We start from the raw sequence: 17,464 nt of genomic DNA, 5'->3' as shown, positions 1-17,464 counted from the left end.
GTCAGCGTCCCCCTTCTCCCACGGCGAAGCCGCTGTCGGACTCGGTCGCGAACGACGCCTGGTAGGCGGCGAACTGGGCCCGCTCCTCGTCGACGAGCGCATGCCCGTCCGCGTACACGTTCTCGAAGATCGCGAAGTGGTCCGGGTCCGGCATGGCGCGGACCGCTTCGCGCACTCGCCTTCCCAACGCCTCGCTCTCCGCCTCGAGTTCCGCGAAGAATGCCTCGTCCGCGTGGTGCGACGCCGCGAGGTACGCGCGCAGGCGGGCGATCGGGTCCTTCGCCTCCCAGGCGGCCCGCTCGTCGTCGTGGCGGTAGCGGGTCGGGTCGTCGGAGGTGGTGTGGGCGCCCATGCGGTACGTGAACGCCTCGACCAGGGTCGGGCCCTCGCCGTTGCGCGCCCGCTCCAGCGCCCACTTGGTGACGGCCAGGCAGGCCAGGACGTCGTTGCCGTCCACGCGCACTCCGGGGAAGCCGAAGCCCTGCGCGCGCTGGTAGAGCGGCACGCGGGTCTGCTTCTCGGTGGGCTCGGAGATCGCCCACTGGTTGTTCTGGCAGAAGAAGACGACCGGGGCGTTGTAGACCGCGGCAAAGGTGAACGACTCGGCGACGTCGCCCTGGCTGGAGGCGCCGTCGCCGAAGTACGCGATCACGGCGGAGTCGGCACCGTCCTTGGCGACGCCCATGGCGTAACCGGTGGCGTGCAGCGTCTGCGAGCCGATGACGATCGTGTAGAGGTGGAAGTTGTTGCTGTTCGGGTCCCAGCCGCCGTTGTTCACGCCGCGGAACATGCCGAGCAGATTGGTGGGGTCGACCCCGCGGCACCAGGCGACGCCGTGCTCGCGGTAGGTCGGGAAGACGTAGTCCTCGTCGTTCAGGGCCCGGCCCGAGCCGATCTGGGCTGCCTCCTGACCGAGCAGGGAGGCCCACAGGCCCAGCTCGCCCTGGCGCTGCAGGGCGGTGGCCTCGGCGTCGAAGCGGCGGGTCAGCACCATGTCCCGGTACAGACCGCGGAGCTGCTCGGGGGTGATGTCCTCGATGTACGAGTCGTACGCGGTGTTCTCGGTCCGCAGGCCCTCGGGTGTCAGCAACTGGACGAGGTCCGGCTGCGATCCCTTCCCGGGCGTCGTGCGAGTGGTGCGCTTGGTGCCGGTGGTGCCGGCCTTTCCAGCGCTGCGTCGCGGCTTGCGCGCGGCAGTGCTCTCCACGGTCACGTGTGCTCCTCCGTCGGTCCGGCCCCCGGGTTCGCCGGGTGCCTGGGGTCCCCTCAGCCCGTTCCGGGCCTTGGGGAGCGGCTCGCCTGCAGCTCACGGACGCACAGGGTGGGTGCGGCTCGTTCGAGACAGACGTGACAGGTGCCCCGGCGAGCGCCCTGCAACAGGCACGTTACCCAGTGCTCCACATTTCTGTGAAACCCCTCCTGACCTGGGATTTTGCTTGGATTTCCAAGTAAATCGAGTAAGTCGGGAACAGGTGCTGGTCACAGCCTTGCAGGGGGCCGGAACAACGGCACGTTATCCCGCTCACCTGGAGCACGGGAAGACATCATCCGGTGTCGCACCGCCGGCGGCCCGCCGCCCCGACGGACCGCGCCCCCGACCGCCACGCACGGTCGATCGCTCTGCACGCGGCGTGACCGGAGTGCACGCTCCGTGACCGGTCCGCGCGCCCTGCGATCACGTTCGGGAACAGGATGTGACCGATTGCGACTGTGTGTCACAAACCGCAGCTCACAGGCCCGGCTCGTGCCCTAACCTCTGCCGCGTGCCGCGCTCTTCTGTACCACCCCCCGTGTATCACGCGCCCCCCGTGAGCGCCCTCCTCCGCCAGTACACCGCCGGGTCCCCGCTGGCCTGCGACCCCGTCGAGCAGGAGCTGCTCAACCGCGGCTACCGGCTCCGCACGACGCGCGGCCGCTACTTCCTCAAGCACCACTTCGACCCGGAGACCGCCGCCCCCGCGGCGATCGCGCGCCAGCACCGCGCCACCCGGCGACTGGCCGACCTCGGCGTTCCGGTGGCGCCGCCGCTGGCCCGCCGGGACGGCCGCACCGTCGCGGTCGTCGGCGGCCACGCGTACGCCCTGTACCCATGGGTCGAGGGACGGCACCGGCACGGCGGCCAGCTCACGACGGAGCAGTGCGGACGGCTGGGGGCGCTCCTGGGGGTGGTGCACGCCGGCCTGGAGCGGGTCATGCCGTACTCCCGCACCCGGTCCGCGCCCGGCGCGCGCTCCGAGAGCGCCGACCCCACCGACACCTTCGCGCTCATCGACGCCCTGCTGCGCCGGGTCCGCCGGCACCGGCCCGCCGACGCCTTCGACGAACTGGCCCGCCACCGTCTGCTGGAGCGGCGGGCGCTGCTGCGGCGGCACGCGCACCGGCGGCCGCCGCGCGGGGGCCCCGTGGGGTGGGTGCACGGCGACTTCCACCCTTTCAACCTGCTCTATCGGGGAGACGCGCCCGCCGCGATCGTCGACTGGGACCGCCTCGGCGTGCAGCCCCGCGCGGAGGAGGCGGTGCGGGCGGCGGCGATCTTCTTCGTACGCCCCGCCGGCGCGCTCGATCTCGCGAAGGTACGGTCCTACGCGCGCGCGTACCGCCGGGCCGCGGGCGCCACATCCGGCGAACTCGCCGCCGCCGTCCACCGGGTGTGGTGGGAGCGGCTCAACGACTTCTGGATGCTGCGCTGGCGCTACGAGCGCGGCGACACCCGCACGGACTCCCAGTTCCCCGCGGCCTCGGCCCTGGCCGTGTGGTGGACGCGCGAGTACGACGCGGTGTGCGAGGCCTTCACCTGTTGAGCCCCGGGGTCAGGGAAGCTGCGAGCCGGCCGTGGTGGCGGGCGCCGACGTCGGGTCGGTGCCGCCGCCCGTGGGCGAGCCCGTCGGCTGGTCGGTGGGCGTCTGGGTGGGCTGGTCGGTCGGCTGGTCCGGCGTCGTGGACTCCTGGGTCGGCGGCTCGCTGTAGCTCTGGGACGGCGTGTACGAGGGCGTGTACTCCGACCCACCGCCGGTGTCCGTGCTGTCGCTCGGGGACGACTCGGTGGCCTGGTCCGTCGGCGTCTCGCTGGACCGCTTGTTCTCCTGGGACTCCGTGGGGGTGGGCGACTGGGTGGTGCCGGCGCCGCCGCCCTTCCCACCGGTGTTCTGGAGTGCCAGTGCGACGCCCGCGGCGATGGCGACGACCGCGAGGACCGCGAGGATCCACAGCTTGCCGCGGCCGCTGCCCCGGTTGCCGTGCCCCTCGAAGCCGCCGTCGTCCCCGGAGCCGTAACCCGTGGGCAGGATCGGCTGCGGGATCTGGGTGGTGCCCGAGGAGTCCCCGGGGTGCGGCAGCACCGTGGTGCCGGCGAGGCCCGCCGCCGGTGTGTGCCGGCCCTCGTGCATCTCCACGGGACCGGTGTTCCAGGTGCCGGTGTGGCCACCCTGGTCGTACAGCATCTGCAGCGCGTACTGGACCAGCCCGCGCATCTCCTCGGCGGTCTGGAACCGGTCGTCCGGCTCCTTCGCGAGCGAGCGCATCACGAGGCCGTCCAGCTCCGGCGGACATCCGTCCGAGGTCCGGGACGGCGGCGCCGGGATGTCCTGGACGTGCTGGTAGACCACGGACAGCGGTGTCTCGCCGACGAACGGGGGCCGCAGCGCCAGCAGTTCGTACAGCAGGCAGCCCGTCGCATACAGGTCGGAACGGTGGTCGACGGCCTTGCCGAGCGCCTGCTCCGGGGAGAGGTACTGCGGCGTGCCCATGACCATGCCGGTCTGCGTCATCGTGGTGGACGCCCCGTGCAGGGCGCGCGCGATGCCGAAGTCCATCACCTTCACGGCGCCGTTGTCGGTGATGATGACGTTCGCGGGCTTGATGTCGCGGTGCACGATGCCGTGCTGGTGCGAGTAGGCCAGCGCCTCCAGGACGCCCGAGACGATGATGAGGGCCTGCTCGGGTCCGGGCGCCTCGGCGTTGAGCAGCAGATCGCGGATCGTACGGCCTTCGACCAGCTCCATCACGATGTACGGCACCGACTGGCCGCCCACGTGGTCCTCGCCCGAGTCGTACACCGCGACGATCGCATGGTGGTTGAGTCCGGCCACCGACTGGGCCTCGCGCGTGAACCGGGCCTTGGAGACCGGGTCCTCGGCGAGGTCGGACCGCAGCAGCTTGACCGCGACCGTCCGGCCCAGACGCACGTCCTCGGCCGCGAACACCTCTGCCATGCCGCCCCGGCCGAGTCTGTGGGTGAGCCGGTACCGGCCGTCCCCGACCAGTCCGCCGTTGCCCCATGTCTCCGGCGCGTCCGACATCCCGCCGCCAGTCGCCTCGGGGTCGGACGGGCCCTGGGCGCGCTGCGTCTGTGCCATCGGTCCTCGCCGTCGTTTCTGCCCGCGGTCCGCGCGGTGGTTGGTACGGTCTCCGACGGTCCACGCTACAGGCTTCGCGCGAGGCCCCGTTCCGAGATGGGGTCGAGATGGACGGGCCATCAAACCCGGTGCGGGGTCCCACGTGCAAATCCTGTGCACCGGCGGTACGTGCCCTGTAACGCTTCCGCGACTCTTCTTTCGCGTACGGTCACGGAACGGGCACCGAGCTTGACGTGTCACTGTGCTGGGGCAGACTTGGCCGGGAATAGGCCAGTCGATCACGGAACCTCGCTGTCGATCGCCGAAGCCACGGGACTTGGATCACGGACCGCGGGAGCACGGTCAGCCGCTGCCGCCGTGCCGATGGGGGACGCAGAAGATGAGCCAGGACGGCGCACAGGGCTGGTACGCGGGGCGATCGGTCGCCGGCGGCCGCTACCAGTTGCGCGACTTGCTCGGCGAGGGCGGCATGGCCTCGGTGCATCTCGCGTACGACACGGTGCTCGACCGTCAGGTCGCGATCAAGACACTCCACACCGAACTCGGGCGTGAGCAGGCGTTCCGGGAGCGGTTCCGCCGCGAGGCGCAGTCGGTGGCGAAGCTCACCCACACCAACATCGTCTCGGTCTTCGACACCGGCGAGGACGAGATCGACGGGATGACGACCCCGTACATCGTCATGGAGTACATCGAGGGCAAGCCGCTCGGCTCCGTCCTCGACGCGGACATCCGGCAGTACGGAGCGATGCCCGCCGACAAGGCGCTGAAGGTCACCGCGGACGTGCTGGCGGCCCTGGAGATCAGCCACGAAATGGGCCTGGTCCACCGGGACATCAAGCCGGGCAACGTGATGGTGACGAAGCGGAACGTCATCAAGGTGATGGACTTCGGCATCGCCCGCGCCATGCAGTCCGGCGTCACCTCGATGACGCAGACGGGCATGGTGGTCGGCACACCCCAGTACCTGTCGCCGGAACAGGCCCTCGGCCGGGGGGTGGACGCCCGCTCCGACCTGTACTCGGTCGGCATCATGCTCTTCCAACTCGTCACCGGGCGGCTGCCGTTCGAGGCGGACTCGCCGCTGGCGATCGCATACGCACACGTGCAGGAGGAGCCGGTCGCCCCCTCCTCCGTCAACCGTGCGCTGCCGCCCGCGGTGGACGCGCTCGTCGCCCGCGCGCTGAAGAAGAACCCGAACGAGCGCTTCCCGAACGCCGAGGCGATGCGCGACGAGTGCCTGCGCGTGGCGGCGTCCTTCACGGCCGCCGCACCGAGCATCGTGCCGGGCGTGCAGACGTCGAGCGGCGCCGGGGTGAGCTCCGCGGTCTTCCCGCCGGTCGACCAGTCGGCGCCGGTGCCGCCCGGGCCCGTGCAGACGCCCTACCAGCCCGGTCCGTACGGCAGCCCGACGCCCGCGCCGCCCCAGTCGCCCGCGTACGGCTACCCGCAGCAGGGCGGCTACGCGACACCGCAGCCGACCGCCGCGTACGCGCCCCAGCAGTCCGCGGCGACCCCGCCGCCGTACACCATCTCCCCGCAGTCCGCTGCGTCCACGCACGGCGGCCCGGGCAGGAAGAACAACCGCGCGGTGATCATCGGTTCGATCGTGGTCGCGCTGGTCGCGATCGGCGGCGTGATCATCGCGCTCTCGCTGAACGGCAAGGACTCCGGGGGCGGCGGCAGCAGCTCCAGCACCTCCCCTTCGGTGGTCGCGGGTCACAAGGGCCCCGACACCACGAAGACGATCGAGACGACGAAGTGCACGGAGCCGGAGAAGTCGTACAACGACCCGGAGAAGATCCGGGTTCCGGACTTCACCTACAAGTACCTCGGCTCGGTGAAGAGCTGCTTCCAGGCCGCGGGATGGCAGATGAAGATCACGCCCGTCGACGAGAACACCTGGGGCCAGGACATGATCACGGACCAGTTCCCGTCGGCCGGCACGGACGTCGACCCGAAGAACATGCCGGAGATCGAGCTCAAGGTGTCGTCCGGCAACCCCTCGTGAACCGTCCCTGATCCACTGCGCGGGGCCCGGCACCATTGTGGTGCCGGGCCCCGCGCACGACCGGCCTCGGCTTACAGGTACGGGCCGCCCGTGCGGCCGCCCGCACGGCGGTCCTCCTCGCCCTCGGGCACCCCGACACCCGGCGGGAGGGCGCGGCGCATCTGCTCCAGCTGGGCCCGCGCCGCCATCTGCTGGGCGAACAGGGTGGTCTGGATCCCGTGGAAGAGGCCCTCCAGCCAGCCCACCAGCTGGGCCTGGGCGATACGCAGTTCCGCGTCGCTCGGAATCGTCTCGTCGGTGAAGGGCAGGGAGATCCGCTCGAGCTCCTCCACGAGTTCGGGAGCGAGGCCGTCCTCCAGCTCCTTCACCGAGCTGGCGTGGATCTCCTTCAGACGCTGACGGCTCGCCTCGTCGAGCGGAGCGGCACGCACCTCCTCCAGCAGCTGCTTGATCATGCTGCCGATGCGCATGACCTTCGCCGGCTGCTCCACCTGTTCCGTGACCGGGACCTCGCGGGAGTCGTCGTCTGCGGTGCCGCCGAGAGCCATCCCGTCCTGGCCCACGACCAGGATCTTCTGGGGGTTCTCCGACGACCTGTCGTTCCTCGGCATCTCCATGGCGTCATTGTCTCGCACCCGGATGCCGCATCACCCGGATGCCCCACCGGAAGTGCTCGACGGGTGTCCGCCGGCCTCAGACAGACCCCGGAGGGGGCTGCGCCGCCGCGGTCCCGGCGAGGCGCTGCAGTCTGACCACGCAGTGGTCGAGCCAGAGGAGCTCGGCCTCCGTGTGCAGCACCAGCTGTTCCAGGACCAGCAGCCGGGCGACCTCGTCCTGGTGGGCGGGGGGCTCGGCGAGGGCCTCGCACCGCAGCCGGGTGTACTCCCGCAGCGCCTCCCTCAGATGCCGGCGCTGCACGTCGACCACGGCCCGCACGTCGACCGAGGGCGCGCCGAAGGCCATGGCCAGTTTGATCACCAGCGCGTCGCGCGGCGGGCTCGTGCGTTCCACCGGACGGGCGTACCAGTCGCGCAGTTCGTCGCGCCCGGCGTCGCTGATCGCGTACACCACCCGCCCCTTCGGATCCCGGCCCTCCTGGACGACCAGCCCGTCGCGCTCCAGCCGGGCCAGGGCCGTGCAGACCTGCCCGATGTCCAGCCTCCACACGTCTCCGGTACGCGCCTCCAGCTCGGCGCGCAGCCCGGCGCCGTGGCGGGAACTCCGCTCCAGCAGCGCCAGCAGACCGTGGCGTATCGACATGCCGGTATCTGTAGCGGGTGGACCGGGGGAGTGCCAGTCGGGCCGCAGAGGTGGCGACGCGGTCGGCGGGGCGGGCGGAGGCAAGGGGCGGACGGAGCGGACGGGACGGACGGGCGGGGCGGGACGGGCGGGGCGGACGGGGCGGGGCGGACGGGACGGACAGGACGGGACGGGCGGGGCGGGACGGGCGGGGCGGGGCGGACGGGACGGGACGGGGCGGACGGGACGGGGCGGACGGGACGGGTGGACGGGACGGGTGGACGGGACGGGTGGACGGGACGGGTGGACGGGACGGGTGGCCGAGATGCCGGGCGCCGGGGTCCGTGTGACGCTGGTGCCGTTGATCTTGCCGCCCCGAGCACCGGAGGGGGTCACGCGCTTGACTCCATGGCTCCGCACACCGATCGCGGTCCGCACGCTCCGTGCGGCCGTCCTGCCGCCGGTCCTCACGACGACGGCCGTCCTCGGCACGTTCGGCATGTCCACCGCCTACGGGACCGGGCCCGATCACGACCTCCGGCCCGCCTCGTACGCCGTTCGGCCCCCTTACGCCGCCCGGTCCGGCCAGTCCCCTCCGTCCGGCCGGACCGCTCGCTCCGGCCGGCCCCCTCAGGTCCGTCACGCCGCTCAGCCGGCCCGCGGCACACGGCCCGCGCGCGCGGTTGCTCCCCTGGCCGGTCCCGCCTCCGGTCCCGCCTCCGGCCCTGCCGCCGGTCCCGGCCGTCACGCGGCCGCGGCGTGGACGGACGCCACCTGGATCGCGCACGACGTGATGCGTCCCCCGGCACCCCCGGCCCCGTCCCACGGCTCCCGGCACACGGCGCCCGTCACGGCACCGTCCGGCGGCCCCGGGCCCCGGGAGCCCGCCCGGCACCCGCGCATATCCCACCTGGAGCACACCGCGTCCGGCTCCTCGGCTCATCGCTCCGGCTCCTCGGAGCATCGCTCCGCCCGGAAACGCTCCGCCGCCCACCCCTCCGCCGAGCGGCCCTCGGCCGGCCCCTCGAGCGCCGGAAGCCGGGCCGGAGAGGGACGGATACGGCCCGGCAGGCCCGACCTGGATCCGGAGACGGAGAGCGTGGAGGACGAGCCGACCCATCCGGACGAGGATCCGGCGGTCCCGGACCGGACGCCGCGACCCGCGGACCACGGCACCGGGACCCCCGACCCGGACAGCGACGCCTCCGTCGGGCCGGACGGCCTCGCGGCGACCTCCCCGGCCCCCCGGCAGCGCTCCGCGGGACCGGCCCGGCAGGCCGTCGCCTCGGAACCCGTGGTGGAGATACTGCCCCTCGGCAGCGGCCTGATACTCGTCGGCCTCGGTCTCGCGATCGCCCTCCTCGCCCTGCGACTGCGCAGGGAGTAGCCGAAGGCCACGCCGGGACGGTCCGCGCGATGCCCGGACGGCCCGCACGACGGCGGCACGCTCAGGGCACCACCAGCAGCACCTTCCCGACGTGCCCGCTCTCGTCCAGCACCCGGTGGGCCGTGGCCGCGTCGTCCATCGGAAGTTCCCGGTCGACGACCGGGCGGACATGCCCGGAGCCGATCAACGGCCACACGTGCTCCCGTACCGCCGCCACGATCGACGCCTTCTCACCCAGCGGCCGCGCCCGGAGCGAGGTCGCCGTGATCGCCGCCTGCTTCCGCAGCAGCGTGTTGATGTTCAGCTCGCCCTTCACCCCGCCCTGCAGGCCGATGACCGCGAGTCGGCCGTTCACCGCGAGCGCCCGCACATTCCGGTCCAGGTACTTCGCGCCCATGTTGTCGAGGATGACGTCCGCGCCCGCCCCGGCGGTGGCCCGCTGGATCTCCTCCACGAAGTCCTGCTCGCGGTAGTTGATCAGCACGTCGGCACCCAGCTCGGCGCAGTGGTCCAGCTTCTCCTTGGTGCCGGCCGTGACCGCGACCTTGGCGCCCACCGCCTTGGCCAGCTGGATCGCCATCGTGCCGATGCCGCTGGATCCGCCGTGCACGAGCAGCGTCTCCCCGGGACGCAGGTGGGCGATCATGAACACGTTCGACCAGACCGTGCAGGTCACCTCGGGCAGGGCCGCCGCCTGCCGCACATCGAGGCCCTCGGGCACGGGCAGCAGCTGCCCGGCCGGGACGGCGACCTTCTCGGCATACCCGCCGCCCGAGAGCAGCGCGCACACCTCGTCGCCGACGGTCCATCCCGAGACGCCGGGGCCCAGTGCGGCGATCCGACCGGAACATTCGAGCCCGGGGTAGGGGGAGGCACCGGGCGGCGGGCTGTAGAGGCCCTGCCGCTGGAGGAGGTCGGCGCGGTTGACGGCGCTGGCCACCACGTCGACCAGCACCTCGCCCTCGGCGGGTACGGGATCGGGGACCTCGGTCCACACCAACGCCTCGGGCCCGCCGGGTTCAGCAATCGTGATCGCGTACATGAGGGGGACGCTACTCCTCACGGTGGGCCGGGAGCGGACCGCACAGGCCCGGTGCCGGGGGCGGCTCCGCCTCGGTCGCCGTCTCAGTCCTGTGGCAGCGGGCGGGTGTGCGGCGCCACCGGTGTGCCCGGCGAGGCCCGCACGATCGTGATCAGACGGTCCGTCACCTGGAGCGTGCCGACGGCCGGATCGTCGTAGCCGAGGACCCGGTGCCCGCGCAGCACACTCACCACGAGGTCGTCCGTCTCCCGCACCCCGCGCCCCACCTCGGCCTTGGTGACGGGCCGCTCGACGAGGTCGAGGCCGCTGCCCTGGTGGATGAGGTCCTCCATCACCATGCCGGCGGCCGGGCTGAGCACGGAGAGACCGAGGAGCCGCCCGGCGGCACTGGCACTGGTGATCACGACGTCCGCGCCGGACTGCCGCAGCAGCGGCGCGTTCTCCTCCTCCCGCACCGCCACCACGATCTTCGCCGCACGGTTGAGCCGGCGGGCGGTCAGTGTGGCCAGGACGGCGGTGTCGTCCCGCTGCGTGGCGATGATGATCTGCCGTGCCCTCTGCGCCTCGGCGCGCCGCAGCACCTCGCTGCGGGTCGCGTCGCCCACGACGCCCGCGTATCCGTCGGCCGTCGCCGCGTCCACGGCCGGTGGGTGGGGATCGACCACCACGACCTGCTCCTTCTTCAGACCGGTCGCGCACACGGTCTGGATCGCCGACCGTCCCTTGGTCCCGAATCCGATGACGACGGTGTGATCCCTCAAGGCCGCCCTCCAGCGGTTCTGCCGCCACTCCTCCCGGGTGCGTTCGGTGAGGACCTCGAGAGTGGTGCCGACCAGGATGATCAGGAACAGCACGCGCAGGGGCGTGACGAGGAAGATGTTGGTGAGCCGAGCGGAGTCGCTGACCGGGGTGATGTCGCCGTAACCGGTCGTCGAGAGGGTGACGGTCGCGTAGTAGAAGGAGTCGAGCAGGTCGACACCGTCTCCCGCGCTGTCGTTGTAGCCCTCACGGTCGGCCCAGACGATCAGGGCGGTGGCGACGAGGACGAAAAGGGCCACCGTCAGCCGTTTGGCGACCTGTCGGAGCGGACGCTCCACGATCCTGCGTGGAAGCTTCACCCGGCGGGTGACGAGGTGCTCGTCCGGTCGGCGGGCGATCCCGTCCCGGCCCGGAAGTTTCACGTGAAACACTCCCCGTCCTCGCTCACCGTGCCCGGCTACCCGGCCAACGCCCAGGGAAGGTCCAGGAGTTCCAGTTCCTGACCGGGGCGGGCGCCCCCCGGCGGCACTACCGCGAGGGCATCGGCGGCGGCGATGCCACGCAGCATGGCGGGCCCGTTGTAGTGCAGCGGCACGACGCTGTCGGCCCCCACGGCGACGGGGATGAGCCGGGTGTCGTACGGGTGACCGTGGGCGGAGCCCCCCAGCGGCAGCGCATACGGCTCCGGGGCCGCCCGGCCGGCGAGGACGCGCAGCAGCGGCTCGGCGAGCGTGAGCAGCCCGGAGACGGCCGCGAGGGGGTTGCCGGGCAGGCCGACGAGGTGCTGGTCCTCGCGGGTGCGGGCGAGGAGCATGGGGTGGCCGGGGCGCACCTTCACCCCGTCGACCAGGAGTTCCGCGTCGACGCGGCGCAGGGTGGGGTGGACGTGGTCCACGGGACCCGCGGCCGTGCCGCCGGTGGTGACGATCAGGTCGGCCGCCGACGTCCTGACCGCGTCGAGCAGCGCATCGGCGTCGTCGCCGAGCCTGCGCACGGCCACCACCTCCGCACCGAGCGCGCGCAGCCACGGTGGCAGCATCGGGCCGAGGGCGTCCCGGATCAGCCCCTCCTTGGGCAGTCCCTCGGTGAGCAGCTCGTCGCCGAGGACCAGGACATCGACACGAGGACGGGGCACCACGCGCAGGGTGTCGTACCCCGCGGCCGCGGCGAGCCCGAGCACCGCCGGGGAGACCTGAATGCCCGGGGGCAGCAACTGGTCGCCCGTGTGGCACTCCTGGCCCCGCGGCCGGATGTCCTGCCCGGGCACGACGGCGGCATGCAGCCGCCCCTTGTCGTCGATGCGTCCGTGTTCGCTGCGCAGGACGGCGGTGGTGTCCGCGGGGATGCGGGCGCCGGTGGCGATCCGCACGGCGACGCCGTCGTCGAGCGCCGTCGGCTCCGCCTGCCCGGCGAGGACGCCTTCTTCCCGCACGTCCCAGGGCCCGGGACCGGCGACCGCCCAGCCGTCCATGGCCGAGGTGTCGAAGGAGGGGAGATCGGTGAGGGCGGTGAGGGGCGCGGCGAGCACCAGGCCGAGGGCGGCGTCCAGGGGGACGGCCGCGGGTTCCCGACGGGGCGCCGAGCGCGCGGCACGTTCGGCGATGGCGCGGGCGTCGGGCCAGGGGGTCGCCCGGTGGCGGGCGTGGCGCCCCGAGCCGGGTGGGGCGGAGGAAGCGGTGGTGGAAGAAGCCGTGGCGGAAGAAGCGGTGTCCGCCGGGCGGTCCTGGACGGGGTCCTGGGCGCCGAGGCCATGCCGAGAGCGGGAGCCGGAGCGGGAGCCAGCGGCACGCGGGTCCGGGTCCCGTACGAGGGCCAGGGCCTCTTCCAGGGCCGCGTCGTCCCGGTCCCCCGTGTCCCGGTCCGCCTCGTCCCGGCCCCCGGGACCGTGGGCGGGGCGGGCCTCCCGCGGACCGTCGCGCCGACCGCCGTCATCGGTCGTGCCCGGCGCCTCCTGCCTGTCGCGTCGCTCGGTGTCCAGGCGTCCCGGGACGCGCCGCCCGGTCATCCGGCGTCCGGCTCGGCCTCGGTCCGGGCGGTATCCTCGTCCGCCCAGCGCAGGGCCAGCGCGGCTGCCTTGCGGGCGGCCTCGGCGACCGCCTCGGGCCCGCCCTCGGCCTGCGCGGCGGCGTAGCCGACGAGGAACGTCGTCAGCGGGGCCGCGGGGCGGGCGACGCCGTGCGCGGCGTCACGAGCGAGGTCGAGGAGGACGCCGGTGTCGACGTCGAGGTCGATGCCCAGCTCGTCCTTGACTGCGGAAATCCATTCATCCAACACGTGCCCATGCTCCCTGATGCGTGATCGGGCGGTGGCGATGTCGTCCCAGGTGTCGCAGTCGAAGGACGCGACGGGATCGGAGATACGGGTGAGATCGAGCCCCGCGACCAGGCGCCGCAGCGGAAGACCGGTGAGCCCGGCGTGCTCGGTGGACAGCCGCCCCAGCTCGCGGCGCAGCGCAGCGCCGCGGTAGGCGGCGACGAGGGGCTGGTCGCGCCCCTCGGGATCGGTGAGCAGCACACCGTCGGAGCCGCTCGCCCGCAGGCCGCCCAGCAGCCGGCGCACCGTTCCCTCCCGCAGGAACGGCAGATCGGCGGAGAGCACGACGACGTATGCCGCCGTGGTCCGCCTCAGGCCCGCGTCGAGCGCGGCGACCGGTCCCGCGCCGGGCGGCTCCTCGCGGGCCCAGGTCACGGGGCGCGCGGTGGGCCGGGGATCGGCCACGACGACCGTGTCGGCCGCGCCCGCGCAGGCGGTCAGCACCCGGTCGAGCAGCGCCCGACCGCCGACGCGCACGCCCGGTTTGTCGACCCCGCCGAGCCGCCGGGCGGCACCGCCGGCGAGCACGACGGCGTCGTACCGGTCGGCGCGGGGGTCGCCGGGCGACTCGTACGCGGTCATGCCCCCGAGTATGGGCGCCGCCCGGATCGATGCCACCCCCGGGGGGGCGCCGACGGCCGGGCGCGCGGGTCTCCTCGCCGTCTCGCCGGGCCTCCCGCGCGGCCCCGCTCAGAGCGTGCGGAGCAGCACCGCCGGCCGTTCCACGCAGTCCGCCACATACCGCAGGAACCCGCCCGCGGTGCCGCCGTCGCACACCCGGTGGTCGAAGGTGAGCGAGAGCTGCGCGACCTGCCTGACCGCCAGTTCGCCCTCGTGCACCCAGGGCCTGGGGACGATGCGTCCGACGCCGAGCATGGCCGCCTCGGGGTGGTTGATGATCGGGGTGGAGCCGTCGACGCCGAACACCCCGTAGTTGTTGAGCGTGAACGTGCCCCCGGTGAGCTCCCCGGGGGTGAGGGTCCCGGCGCGCGCGGCTTCGGTCAGCCGCGCGAACTCCGCGCTCAGCGACTCGGCGTCCCGCGCCTGCGCGTCCCGTACCACGGGCACGACCAGCCCCCGGTCGGTCTGCGCGGCGAACCCGAGGTGCACCTGGTCCAGCCGGACGATCTCCCTGGCCTCCACGTCCACGGTGGAGTTGAGCTCGGGGAAGCGGGCGAGCGCGGCGGTGCAGATGCGGGCCAGCAGCGCGAGCAGGGAGATCTTGGGGCCTCCGGTCGCGTTCATCGCCGCCCGCGCGTGCAGGAGTTCCGTCGCATCGGCGTCGACCCAGCAGGTCGCGTCCGGGATCTCCCGCCGGCTGCGGGAGAGCTTGTCGGCGACCGCTCCGCGAACGCCCCTGAGGGGTATGCGGGTGCCCCTGGTGGCCGCCCCGCGCGCCTGGGGCGCCGCCTCGCCGCTGGACACCGCTGCCGCCGTGGGCGCCGGTGTCCCGGTCGTGTCCGTGCGCGCGGCCGTGGCCCGCAGAGCGTCCTCCACATCGGCCCGCAGGATCAGCCCGTCGGGCCCGGAACCCGCCAGCTGCCGGAGGTCCACGCCGTGGTCGCGGGCGAGCCTGCGGACCAGTGGGGAGATCACCGGAATCGGGCCGCCGGAGCGCTCGGGGGCGGCCCCGTGGCGTGTGCGGACCGCGGCAGCGGCCGTCGTCGCCCCGGTGGCGTCCACCGGGGACGCCCCGGACCCGGCCTCGGCCTCGGCCTCGCGCGGCGGGACGTCCGCGGGCCGTGCGCCGGGACGGGTCGGCCGCACCCGCCGGCGCCGGGCGGGGGCCGCCGAGGTGCCGTACCCGACCAGGACGTTCCCGGAGGACTCCTCGGCCGGCTCCGCGGGGGCCCCGACGGCCACCGTCAACAGCGGTGCCCCCACGGGCAGTTCGGTACCCTCCTCGCCGAAGCGGGCCGTGACCACGCCGCCGTAGGGGCACGGCACCTCGACCATCGCCTTGGCGGTCTCCACCTCGACGACCGGCTGATCGACGCTGACGACGTCCCCGACCTGCACCAGCCAGCGGACGATCTCCGCCTCGGTGAGGCCCTCCCCGAGGTCGGGCAGCCGGAACTCCAGGACCTGGGCCATCAGCTCTCCGCCTCCCATTGCAGGTGCCCCACGGCGTCCAGGATCCGGTCGACGCCCGGCAGATGGTGCCGTTCGAGCATCGGCGCGGGGTACGGGATGTCGAATCCGGCCACCCGCAGCACCGGAGCCTCCAGAAAGTGGAAGCAGCGCTCCATGACGCGTGCCGCGATCTCCCCGCCCGGGCCCCCGAAGCCGGTCGACTCGTGCACCACCACGGCCCGGCCCGTGCGGCGCACGGAGGCCGTCACCGTCTCGTCGTCGAAGGGCACCAGGGTGCGCAGATCGACGACCTCCAGGTCCCAGCCCTCGGTACGGGCGGCTTCGGCCGCCTCCAGGCAGACCGGCACCGAGGGGCCGTACGTGATCAGGGTGGCGCTGCGGCCCGTGCGCCGCACCACGGCCCGGCCGATCGGCTCCACGGCCTCGGGCTCCTCCGGGTTCCAGGAGTCCTTCGACCAGTACAGCCGCTTGGGCTCGAGGAAGACGACCGGGTCGTCGGAGGCGATGGAGGCACGCAGCAGTCCGTAGGCATCGGCGACCGTGGCGGGTGTGACGACATGGAGGCCCGGAGTCGCCATGTAGTACGCCTCGGAGGAGTCGCTGTGGTGCTCGACGCCGCCGATGCCTCCCCCGTAGGGGACCCTGATCGTCAGGGGCAGCGGCATCGCGCCGCGTGTGCGGTTGCGCATGCGGGAGACATGGCTGACCAGCTGCTCGAACGCCGGGTAGGCGAACGCGTCGAACTGCATCTCCACGACCGGCCTGAGCCCGTACATCGCCATGCCGACGGCCGTGCCGAGGATGCCCGCCTCGGCGAGCGGTGTGTCGGTGCAGCGGTCCTCGCCGAACTCCTCGGCGAGCCCGTCGGTGACCCGGAAGACACCGCCGAGCGTGCCGACGTCCTCGCCCATCACGTGCACGGACGGGTCGGCGGCCATCGCGTCGCGCAGGGCACGCGTGAGGGCCTGCGCCATGGTGGCCGGCTTGAGTGCGACGGTCGTCATCGTCCGGCTCCTTCCGGTCCGGCGGCCCCGGCCTGCAGTTCGGCCCGCAGCTGGGCTTCCTGTTCGAGGAGTTGGGGGGTGGGCCGGGCGTACACGTGGGCGAAGAGATCCATGGGGTCGAGCGCCGGGTCCTGGTTCATCCGCGCCCGCAGGTCCGCCGCCATCGCCTCGGCGTCCTCGCGCGCGGCCCGTATCCCGTCCTCGTCGAGCAGGCCGCGGTCCGTCAGCTCCCGTTCCAGCAGTTGCACCGGGTCGTGGGCGCGCCACGCCGCTACCTCGGCGTCGGTGCGGTAGCGGGTCGCGTCGTCGGCGTTGGTATGGGCGTCGAGACGGTAGGTCACCGCCTCGACGAGCGTGGGACCGTCGCCCGCGCGGGCATGACGCACGGCGTCGGCGAGGACCTCGTGCACGGCAGCCGCGTCGTTGCCGTCGACCAGGCGGCCCGGCATGCCGTAGCCGACGGCCTTGTGGGCCAGGGTGGGCGCCGCGGTCTGCTTGGCGAGCGGCACGGAGATGGCGAAGCCGTTGTTCTGGACGAGGAAGACGACCGGCGCCCGCCAGACGGCGGCGAAGTTCAGGGCCTCGTGGAAGTCGCCCTCGCTGGTGCCGCCGTCGCCCACCATCGCGAGCGCGACCACGTCGTCGCCCTTCAGACGCGCGGCGTGCGCAAGACCCACCGCGTGCGGGAGCTGGGTGGCGAGCGGGGTGGACAGCGGCGCCACGCGGTGCGCGTGCGGGTCGTATCCGGTGTGCCAGTCGCCGCGCAGCAGGGTCAGGGCCTGGACGGGGGCGACGCCGCGGGCGACGACCGCGAGCGTGTCGCGGTAGCTGGGGAAGAGCCAGTCGCGCTCCTCGAGGACGAGCGCGGCGGCGACCTGGCAGGCTTCCTGACCGGTGCTGGAGGGGTAGACGGCCAGGCGGCCCTGCTTGGTGAGGGCCGTTGCCTGCGCGTTGTACCGGCGGCCGCGCACCAGCTGCGTGTACAGCCGGCGCAGCAGCTCGGGGTCGGCCTCGGCGGCCGCCTCGGTGCCGAGGACGCGGTACGGCTGTGCGTCGGGCAGCAGCGGAGCGGGGTCGGTACGGGGCTGCCAGGCGGGCGGCGGGGTCGGCTGGTGGGCGCCCCGCTGCTCCATGACCGTCATGACGGCACCTCCTCGTGGGAGCGGCTTCAGGCGCCACGGTTTGATGCGCCTCACCAACCGATTGTTCGGTCGTCGGCACATTTTGGCTACAGGCGGCTCCAGGCTGTGGACAAACGGTTCT

The 17,464-nt window shown here is 73.3% G+C and carries 14 protein-coding genes; 3 read left to right on the top strand and 11 right to left on the bottom strand.

Translation table 11 applies throughout. The features are described 5' to 3' along the window. Position 1: 1 nt before the first annotated feature. Positions 2-1,213 carry a pyruvate dehydrogenase (acetyl-transferring) E1 component subunit alpha gene (gene pdhA, locus ACFYMU_RS00985; RefSeq protein WP_388366349.1) on the bottom strand — a complete coding sequence of 404 codons (1,212 nt, stop codon included), beginning with the start codon at positions 1,211-1,213 and terminating at the stop codon, positions 2-4. A 577-nt stretch (positions 1,214-1,790) separates the two neighbouring features. On the opposite strand from pdhA (ACFYMU_RS00985), the gene ACFYMU_RS00980 reads away from it, so the two are divergent. After that, positions 1,791-2,801 (top strand): phosphotransferase, encoded by a 1,011-nt coding sequence (locus tag ACFYMU_RS00980; RefSeq protein ID WP_388366347.1) that lies wholly within the window; start codon positions 1,791-1,793, stop codon positions 2,799-2,801. Between the two features lie 9 nt (positions 2,802-2,810). Here ACFYMU_RS00980 and ACFYMU_RS00975 read toward each other — a convergent pair whose 3' ends face one another. Next, positions 2,811-4,355 carry a protein kinase gene (locus ACFYMU_RS00975; RefSeq protein ID WP_388366345.1) on the bottom strand — a complete coding sequence of 515 codons (1,545 nt, stop codon included), beginning with the start codon at positions 4,353-4,355 and terminating at the stop codon, positions 2,811-2,813. Positions 4,356-4,734: 379 nt separating this feature from the next. Between ACFYMU_RS00975 and ACFYMU_RS00970 the strand changes: the two genes are divergently transcribed. Beyond that, on the top strand, positions 4,735-6,363 hold the full coding sequence (locus ACFYMU_RS00970; protein WP_388366343.1) for a protein kinase: 1,629 nt from the start codon (positions 4,735-4,737) through the stop codon (positions 6,361-6,363). Positions 6,364-6,434: 71 nt separating this feature from the next. Here ACFYMU_RS00970 and ACFYMU_RS00965 read toward each other — a convergent pair whose 3' ends face one another. Both ACFYMU_RS00965 and ACFYMU_RS00960 read right to left on the bottom strand, forming a co-directional pair. Next, positions 6,435-6,980 carry a bacterial proteasome activator family protein gene (locus ACFYMU_RS00965; protein WP_388366341.1) on the bottom strand — a complete coding sequence of 182 codons (546 nt, stop codon included), beginning with the start codon at positions 6,978-6,980 and terminating at the stop codon, positions 6,435-6,437. A 76-nt stretch (positions 6,981-7,056) separates the two neighbouring features. Continuing rightward, a complete protein-coding gene (locus ACFYMU_RS00960) occupies positions 7,057-7,623 on the bottom strand; it encodes a PadR family transcriptional regulator (RefSeq protein ID WP_388366339.1) in 567 nt (188 codons plus the stop codon). A gap of 1,078 nt (positions 7,624-8,701) precedes the next feature. Here ACFYMU_RS00960 and ACFYMU_RS00955 point away from each other — a divergent pair. Further along, complete coding sequence (locus ACFYMU_RS00955; protein ID WP_388366337.1) at positions 8,702-8,989, top strand: hypothetical protein; 288 nt, start codon at positions 8,702-8,704, stop codon at positions 8,987-8,989. Positions 8,990-9,050: 61 nt separating this feature from the next. Here ACFYMU_RS00955 and ACFYMU_RS00950 read toward each other — a convergent pair whose 3' ends face one another. The 7 genes from ACFYMU_RS00950 to pdhA (ACFYMU_RS00920) all read right to left on the bottom strand — a co-directional run bounded on the left by ACFYMU_RS00950 (position 9,051) and on the right by pdhA (ACFYMU_RS00920) (position 17,343). Continuing rightward, positions 9,051-10,031: an NAD(P)H-quinone oxidoreductase gene (locus tag ACFYMU_RS00950; protein WP_388366336.1), complete on the bottom strand. Its 981-nt coding sequence runs from the start codon at positions 10,029-10,031 to the stop codon at positions 9,051-9,053. 83 nt (positions 10,032-10,114) lie between these two features. Next, entirely contained in the window at positions 10,115-11,212 is a 1,098-nt protein-coding gene (locus ACFYMU_RS00945) for a potassium channel family protein (protein WP_388366334.1), read from the bottom strand. A 35-nt stretch (positions 11,213-11,247) separates the two neighbouring features. After that, a complete protein-coding gene (locus ACFYMU_RS00940) occupies positions 11,248-12,795 on the bottom strand; it encodes a molybdopterin molybdotransferase MoeA (RefSeq protein ID WP_388366332.1) in 1,548 nt (515 codons plus the stop codon). Beyond that, positions 12,792-13,685 (bottom strand): NTP transferase domain-containing protein, encoded by an 894-nt coding sequence (locus tag ACFYMU_RS00935; RefSeq protein ID WP_388366331.1) that lies wholly within the window; start codon positions 13,683-13,685, stop codon positions 12,792-12,794. Before ACFYMU_RS00935 ends, ACFYMU_RS00940 begins: the two co-directional genes overlap by 4 nt. 108 nt (positions 13,686-13,793) lie before the next feature. After that, complete coding sequence (locus ACFYMU_RS00930; protein ID WP_388366329.1) at positions 13,794-15,197, bottom strand: dihydrolipoamide acetyltransferase family protein; 1,404 nt, start codon at positions 15,195-15,197, stop codon at positions 13,794-13,796. Next, positions 15,197-16,201 carry an alpha-ketoacid dehydrogenase subunit beta gene (locus ACFYMU_RS00925; protein ID WP_388366327.1) on the bottom strand — a complete coding sequence of 335 codons (1,005 nt, stop codon included), beginning with the start codon at positions 16,199-16,201 and terminating at the stop codon, positions 15,197-15,199. Before ACFYMU_RS00925 ends, ACFYMU_RS00930 begins: the two co-directional genes overlap by 1 nt. Continuing rightward, positions 16,198-17,343: a pyruvate dehydrogenase (acetyl-transferring) E1 component subunit alpha gene (gene pdhA / locus ACFYMU_RS00920; protein ID WP_388366325.1), complete on the bottom strand. Its 1,146-nt coding sequence runs from the start codon at positions 17,341-17,343 to the stop codon at positions 16,198-16,200. Before pdhA (ACFYMU_RS00920) ends, ACFYMU_RS00925 begins: the two co-directional genes overlap by 4 nt. Positions 17,344-17,464: the final 121 nt, after the last annotated feature.

Origin of the sequence: Streptomyces sp. NPDC007264, from assembly GCF_042869095.1 — a bacterium.
In the GTDB taxonomy this organism is placed as follows: Bacteria; Actinomycetota; Actinomycetes; order Streptomycetales; family Streptomycetaceae; genus Streptomyces.
This window is presented reverse-complemented; position numbering and strand designations above follow the sequence as displayed.